We start from the raw sequence: 6,164 nt of genomic DNA on the forward strand, positions 1-6,164 counted from the left end.
GTTTTTTGTCTTGACTTTCCTCCTGTGCGGGAGGATTAATACCGGCTCTAAGCCTTTTGTTTCACGCGTCGATGCTCGCCCTTTTTTGGTGCAATTTGCTCCGCCAGCAGGCAGTACCGCGCTTTGCCACGAACTGGGAACTGACCAACATGTCTGACTCGATTACCCTCGATATTCCGGTCTTTGACGGCCATAACGATGTGCTGAATAAGCTGTGGCAGCACCATCAGCCGGACGCGGTTAATGTCTTTTTCACTGGCAGCAAAAGCGGCCAAATGGACTTCCCGCGTATCCGTCAGGGAAATATGTTAGGTGGCATTTTCGCCACCTGGGTGCCGTCCCATCCTCTGATTGCAAGAAGTGCGCCAGACCTCGCAGATTTTCCTCAGGAAATTATCAATTCAGCGCGTGACGCCACCTTTTCCATGCTGGCGCTGCTGCTGCGTATTGAGCAGGCATCTAACGGGCAGGTGAAGATTTGCCGCAGCGTGCGCGATATCCGCCACTGCATGGAAAACAAGGTGTTAGCGGTGGTGATGCACGTGGAAGGGGCGGAAGCGCTGGATAGCAACGGCGAGCTGCTGGATATCTTGTACGCCAGCGGGTTACGCACGCTGGGGCCGCTGTGGAGTCGTCCGAATCAGTTCGGCGACGGCGTGCCGTTCCTCTATCCCTCGTTGCCGGATGTCGGCAACGGTCTGACGGCAGCGGGCAAGCAGCTGGTGCGTGACTGTAATCGCCGCCGCATCATGGTCGATCTGTCGCATATGGATGAGAAAGGCTTCTGGCACACCGCAGAGATCAGCGATGCACCGCTGGTGGCGAGCCACTCCAACGCGCATGTGCTAAGCGCGCAGTCGCGTAATCTCACCGATCGTCAGCTGGCAGCGATTGCCGAAACCAACGGCTTTGTCGGGGTTAACTTTGCAGTGCCATTCCTGCGTGAAGATGGCGATCGCCATGCGCCAACCGGCGTTGATGCCATCGTGCGTCATGTTGAGTATCTGCTGGAAAAAGTGGGGGAAGATGGCGTCGGATTTGGTTCGGATCTCGATGGCGCAACCATGCCGGGCGACCTGAAAGATGTAGCCGGATTCCCGCTGCTGGTGCAGGCGCTGGCGGCGCGCGGCTATTCGCGCGCGCTGCTGGAGAAGATTTGCCACGGCAACTGGCTGCGCGTACTTGAAGCCACCTGGGGCGAATAATCATGCGGCTGCGGCATATTGAAGTGTTTCAGGCAATAGTGCAGACCGGCAGCATCAGTGCGGCGGCGCGCCTGCTTAATGTGTCGCAGCCGAATGTCAGCCGGGTGCTGAATCACGCCGAGCAGCAGCTCGGTTTTGCGCTGTTTGAACGGCGCGCGCAGGGCATGATCGTCACCGCAGAAGGGCGGCGCTTACTGCCGGAAGTGGAAGATATCTACCAACGTTTACAGGCAATTACCCAACTAACCGAACAGCTGCGGCGCGGCGAAGGCCAAACGGTGCGCGTCGGGGCTGCACACGCGTTTGGTCAGATGGTACTGGCGCCGGCGCTGGTGAACTGGCGGCAGCAGGCAGCGTCAGTCAGCGTCGAGTTGGTTACCGAGCACTTCAGCACCTTATGCCGCATGATCATGGAGAATCAGCTCGATTTCGCGCTGGTGTTCGGCCAGCAGGTTGAAGCCGATTTACTGGCAGAGCCGCTGTTTCAGTCATCGATGGTAGCGTTGCTGCCGCGCGATCACACGCATCATGAGCCGGTAACGCTGGAGTGGCTGTGCGCCAATAATCTACTGATGATGCAGAATCAGGATCCGCTCGGCCGGGTGCTGCACCGCGCGCTGCGTGATAAGGGGCTGAATCCTGCGGTATCGCTGTCGATCAAAACCTATTCGGTGATTGCCGATATGGTGCTGGCGGGCGGCGGCGTGGGGATTGTCGATCTGTTTACCGCCTGCCGTTATGCCAACCAGCTCAAGCTGCTGCCGGTGGCGCAGCCACTGCCGTTTGAAGTGATGCTAATCAGTCGCCGCGATCAGCCGCAGTCGCAATCGACGCTGCAGCTGAAACAGGTGATTCGTAACAAGCTGTGGGAGATAGCGCGCCAGTGTGAATCGCAGTTTTTCACCCGGCCAGAGTAAGGTTTTTCATGGTAATAGCGGTGCGCATGAATGCGCACCCTACGCCGGTTTCGTAAGGTCGCCATTCATGGCGACCATCCTGCCTCCGGCTCTGAATCAAATCCCATCCGTAATCGGTTTACGCACCAGCAGCAAATAGGCCAGCGCACCCACCACCGTGACGGCGGCGCAAATCATCAATGCCAGGCTAAATGACTTGGTGGTATCCAGCACCCAGCCGGTAATCACCGGCGCGAACGAGGCGAAGACAAAGCTGGCGAAGTTCTGGATGCTGCCGACTGACGCCGTCATGCGCGCCGTAACGTTGGCGTGAATCAAACCCCAGCAGGACGTCCCGGCAAAGTGGATGCAGAACAGCGCCATACCAATTAGCGTCACCGCGCTGGTGGTGTCCGTGGCGCGAGTCACAAACGCGGTAAACGCGGCGGACAGCAACATGCCGCTGACGATGGAAATTTTACGCACCTTCACCGCATCATGACCACGACGTACCAGCGCATCGACCACATAACCGTTCAGCAGCATGCCCGCCGCGCCGAACAGGAACGGAATCGCCGCCAATAAACCGGTGCTTTTCAAATCCAGGTTGTAAGTCGATTGCAGGTAGCCCGGCAGCCAGGCGATATACAGCCATGCGGTGTAGTTTATGCCGCTGAAGCCAATCATCATGCCCCACATGGTGCGCTGCTTGAACAGCCCACGCCACTCGGCAAAACTCAGCGGCTCCTTGCGTGATGCCACGCTGCCCGCCTGCAGATAGTGAATCTCTTCACCGCTCAGTGTGTTGTTATCGCGGTCGCGATACATCAGATACCAGCCAACAGCGAGGAACATGCCCAGCACGCCGATGGTGATAAACATGCCGCGCCAGCCCATTACCATCATCATTGCCGCCAGAATCGGTGGCGCGATGGATAAACCAATCATCGAGGCAGCATTAAACATGCCCATCGGCATGCCGCGATCTTTGATGTTGAACCAATCGTTAATCACCTTCACGCCACACGGATTCATTGGCGCTTCACCGATACCCAATCCGATACGCACCAAAATAAACTGGGTGAAGTTATGCACTAAACCGGCAGCCGCCTGGAACAGCGACCAGAAGAACATGCCAATCGCCAGCATGATGCGCGGCCCTTTGCGATCCAGCAGCGCGCCGCAGGGGAGCTGCGCTAAGCCGTAAGCCAGTGAGAACGCCGAGAGCAGTAAACCAATTTCGGTCGCGGATAAACCCAGCTCGCCGCGAATCGTCATGTTGGCGACGGAGAGTGAACTGCGGTCAAGATAGTTAATCATGGCGGCAAACAGCAGCAGCAACATGGCGGTAATTTGAATCTTTTTGAGGCGCGGCGAGCGCACCACGTCACTGCGTGCCGGGATAAAATCTTGCCCGTCTGCAGCGGGTTGTGGCGCGTTTTCGCGGCCACGAGCCGAAGTATTTTCCATTGCGACCTCCCGGATCTGGGTACTTATCGTTATGCGTTGGTATGGGATCCTGTGGCAGCGAAACGGTGCTGCCCCAACGGATTGACTTCGAGACTAGAAGCATTCAGATCGGGATGTTGCGGAGTTGTTTCAGATTCGTGCGGGAGCTAATGCTTTGTGGTTTTTAATCGGTTTTTAATTGTACTGGCGGATCGATCGGATCATCGAGGTTTTGGCGGTGCCGAGATGGTTGTGCAGGGCGCACAGCGCTTCCACATCCTGGCGGCTAATCAGCGCGGTGAGAATCGCCATATGCTCCTCAAGTGCCACAATATTGCGCTGCTTAAGATCGGTTTCATCCCACTGATAATGCGAGTGAAAAATCACTGAAATGATCTCCAGCGATTGATTAAAAAACGGATTGTTGGCGGCCGAGAGAATCAGCGTGTGCATCTCTTTATCCAGCGCGGCGAAGTGGCGGTAATTGCTGGCGATGGTGTCGCGCATCGAACGGTGGCGATCGAGCAGGTCACGCGCCTGCATCCAGCGCTCATCCTGCGAAGGGAGATTGAGGAAGCGAGTGAGCGCGTGGGTTTCCAGCATTTCGCGCAGCTCAAACAGGTTTTCGGCATAAGTCTGATCAAACTTCTTCATGCGCCATTGGCCGCGTTTGACCGGCTCCAGCAGGTCATAGCGCATAAAACGCAGCAGAAATTCGCGCACCACAATCGGACTGACTTTCACCTGCTGCGCCAGCTGCAGCTCGCTAAAGGTGTCGCCCGGCATCAGTTGGCGCTGATTAATCAGATTGAAAAAGGTCTGTTCGAACTGTAGCGCCTGCTGATCGATCGGCGGCGTCAGGGCGTTAAAACCGTCTTCATCGCTGGGATCGCGCACAATCACGTAGGTTTCATCCACCTTCTCCAGCACGCCGCGCTCATGCAGATGCTGCAGCGTGTGGCGCACCGTGGTGCGGCTGATGTTGAACATTTCGGCCAGCGCCGCCTGCGGTGGCAGCGGCGAACGGATATGCCGTTTAGCAATGCCCTCCAGCATTTGGTTAATGACGTTTTGGCGAAGGTTCTGGCTGCGGCTCATGCGCGTCTCCGGTTTTTTATCTATTAAAAACCATACAAAGCCCAAAAAAAGCGCCTGGCTTCACACTTCCCCTAACGCAAAAAGTCGTCGTCGGCGATTTTCGCCATAACTGCGACAACAGCACAGGAGAAGCCAATGACAACAATGAAAACGCTGGTAGTCGCCGAGCCGCGCCAGATGGTGTGGCAGCAGCGCGCGAAACCGACGCCCGCCGCCCATGATGTTCTGATTAAACCGATCGCCGCCGGGATTTGCGGCACCGATATTCATGCCTGGGCCGGCAATCAGCCGTTCTTCAGCTATCCACGCGTGTTGGGACATGAGCTGTGCGGCGAAGTGGTGGAACTCGGCAGCGCGGTCAGCGGTTTCCGGCTGGGCCAGCGCGTGGCGCTGATTCCCTATGTGGCCTGCCAGCAGTGCGATGCCTGTCTGAGCGGCAAAACCAACTGCTGTGAAAAAATCTCGGTGATTGGCGTGCATCAGGATGGCGGATTTTGCGAATTCCTTAGCGTGCCTGCCAGCAATTTGCTGGCGGTGGATGAGGTTGATCCGGAAGCCGCGGCGCTGATTGAACCCTTTGCCATCAGCGCTCATGCGGTACGCCGTGCAGCGGTGGCGGCGGATGAGCAGGTGCTGGTGGTCGGCGCTGGGCCGATTGGGCTCGGCGTGGCGGCAATTGCCGCAGCGGCTGGCGCTAATGTGGTGGTGGCGGATACCAGCGAACAGCGGCGTGCACACGTGGCGCAGAAGCTGGGTTTGGCGACAGTAAATCCGTTAGAAGAGGATTTTGAAACGCAGCTGAAAGCGGAGTTTGGCGGACGCTTAGCCGCCAAAGTGATCGATGCTACCGGCAGCCCGGCGGCAATGAACGGTGCGGTAAAACTGATTCGTCACGGCGGCACCATCGTGTTTGTTGGCCTGCATAAAGGGGATTTGGTGATTCCCGACATTGAGTTCCATAAAAAGGAGACCACCTTGATGGGCAGCCGCAACGCCACGCTGGAAGATTTCGCTAAAGTCGGCGAACTGATGGCGAACGGGCAGCTTCGTGCCGATATGATGCTGAATCGTCACTATGATTTCTCCACGCTGGCGGAGACCTTTGAATCTGAAGTTATCAATAATCGCGAACTGATTAAGGGCGTGATTCACTTCGAGCGTTAATCTCTTCCTCCAGCATGTTCGGTCGCCATAAATGGCGTAATGCCGATCAGTTAAGTGCTGAGCGACTTTCGTTCGCCATCGGCTGAGGCAGTTTCATCTACGCCGTGCGGCGGCCGAGCAGAGGACGCCTGGCCGCGCCCTCTGCCCCCCCGGGCCCTGCGCCCGCCCACCCCGCCGCTTCGCGGTGCCTTCACTCAATCGCGATTCCTGACGGACCGGCGGCGATTCGCTCCTGCTCAGCGCCGCCTCTCGCCGCATCCCTGCGGCTCGCCCTGGAATCCCTCACTCGCTCAGCGGGCTGGGATGTCGCCTCAACACCCGCGCTGCAGCATCAATGCCTATCCCTGAAACA

5 protein-coding genes are annotated in these 6,164 nt (G+C 57.4%); 3 read left to right on the plus strand and 2 right to left on the minus strand.

Features of this window, described 5'->3' with window-relative positions:
- Window positions 1–149 precede the first annotated feature (149 nt).
- Entirely contained in the window at window positions 150–1,205 is a 1,056-nt protein-coding gene (locus tag AC790_RS12540; protein WP_049851991.1) for a dipeptidase, read from the plus strand.
- A gap of 2 nt (window positions 1,206–1,207) precedes the next feature.
- Entirely contained in the window at window positions 1,208–2,122 is a 915-nt protein-coding gene (locus AC790_RS12545) for a LysR family transcriptional regulator (protein ID WP_049851987.1), read from the plus strand.
- Window positions 2,123–2,218: 96 nt separating this feature from the next.
- Here the strand turns inward: AC790_RS12545 and AC790_RS12550 are convergent, their stop codons facing one another.
- The gene (locus AC790_RS12550) at window positions 2,219–3,571 is read right to left on the minus strand and encodes an MFS transporter (protein ID WP_049851988.1); all 1,353 of its coding nucleotides are present in this window, start codon (window positions 3,569–3,571) and stop codon (window positions 2,219–2,221) included.
- Window positions 3,572–3,745: 174 nt separating this feature from the next.
- Window positions 3,746–4,648, minus strand: coding sequence for a GntR family transcriptional regulator (locus AC790_RS12555; protein ID WP_049851989.1), 903 nt, complete (start codon window positions 4,646–4,648; stop codon window positions 3,746–3,748).
- A 135-nt stretch (window positions 4,649–4,783) separates the two neighbouring features.
- Between AC790_RS12555 and AC790_RS12560 the strand changes: the two genes are divergently transcribed.
- Window positions 4,784–5,812: a zinc-binding alcohol dehydrogenase family protein gene (locus tag AC790_RS12560; RefSeq protein ID WP_049851990.1), complete on the plus strand. Its 1,029-nt coding sequence runs from the start codon at window positions 4,784–4,786 to the stop codon at window positions 5,810–5,812.
- The last annotated feature ends 352 nt before the right edge of the window (window positions 5,813–6,164 follow it).

The organism is Pantoea sp. RIT-PI-b, from assembly GCF_001187905.1.
In the GTDB taxonomy this organism is placed as follows: domain Bacteria; phylum Pseudomonadota; class Gammaproteobacteria; order Enterobacterales; family Enterobacteriaceae; genus Pantoea; species Pantoea nemavictus.

Coding starts and splice junctions, on each gene's coding strand:
- AC790_RS12540 (WP_049851991.1), top strand. CDS start 150: ATGTCTGACTCGATTACCCTCGATATTCCGGTCTTTGACGGCCATAAC.
- AC790_RS12545 (WP_049851987.1), top strand. CDS start 1,208: ATGCGGCTGCGGCATATTGAAGTGTTTCAGGCAATAGTGCAGACCGGC.
- AC790_RS12550 (WP_049851988.1), bottom strand. CDS start 3,571: ATGGAAAATACTTCGGCTCGTGGCCGCGAAAACGCGCCACAACCCGCT.
- AC790_RS12555 (WP_049851989.1), bottom strand. CDS start 4,648: ATGAGCCGCAGCCAGAACCTTCGCCAAAACGTCATTAACCAAATGCTG.
- AC790_RS12560 (WP_049851990.1), top strand. CDS start 4,784: ATGACAACAATGAAAACGCTGGTAGTCGCCGAGCCGCGCCAGATGGTG.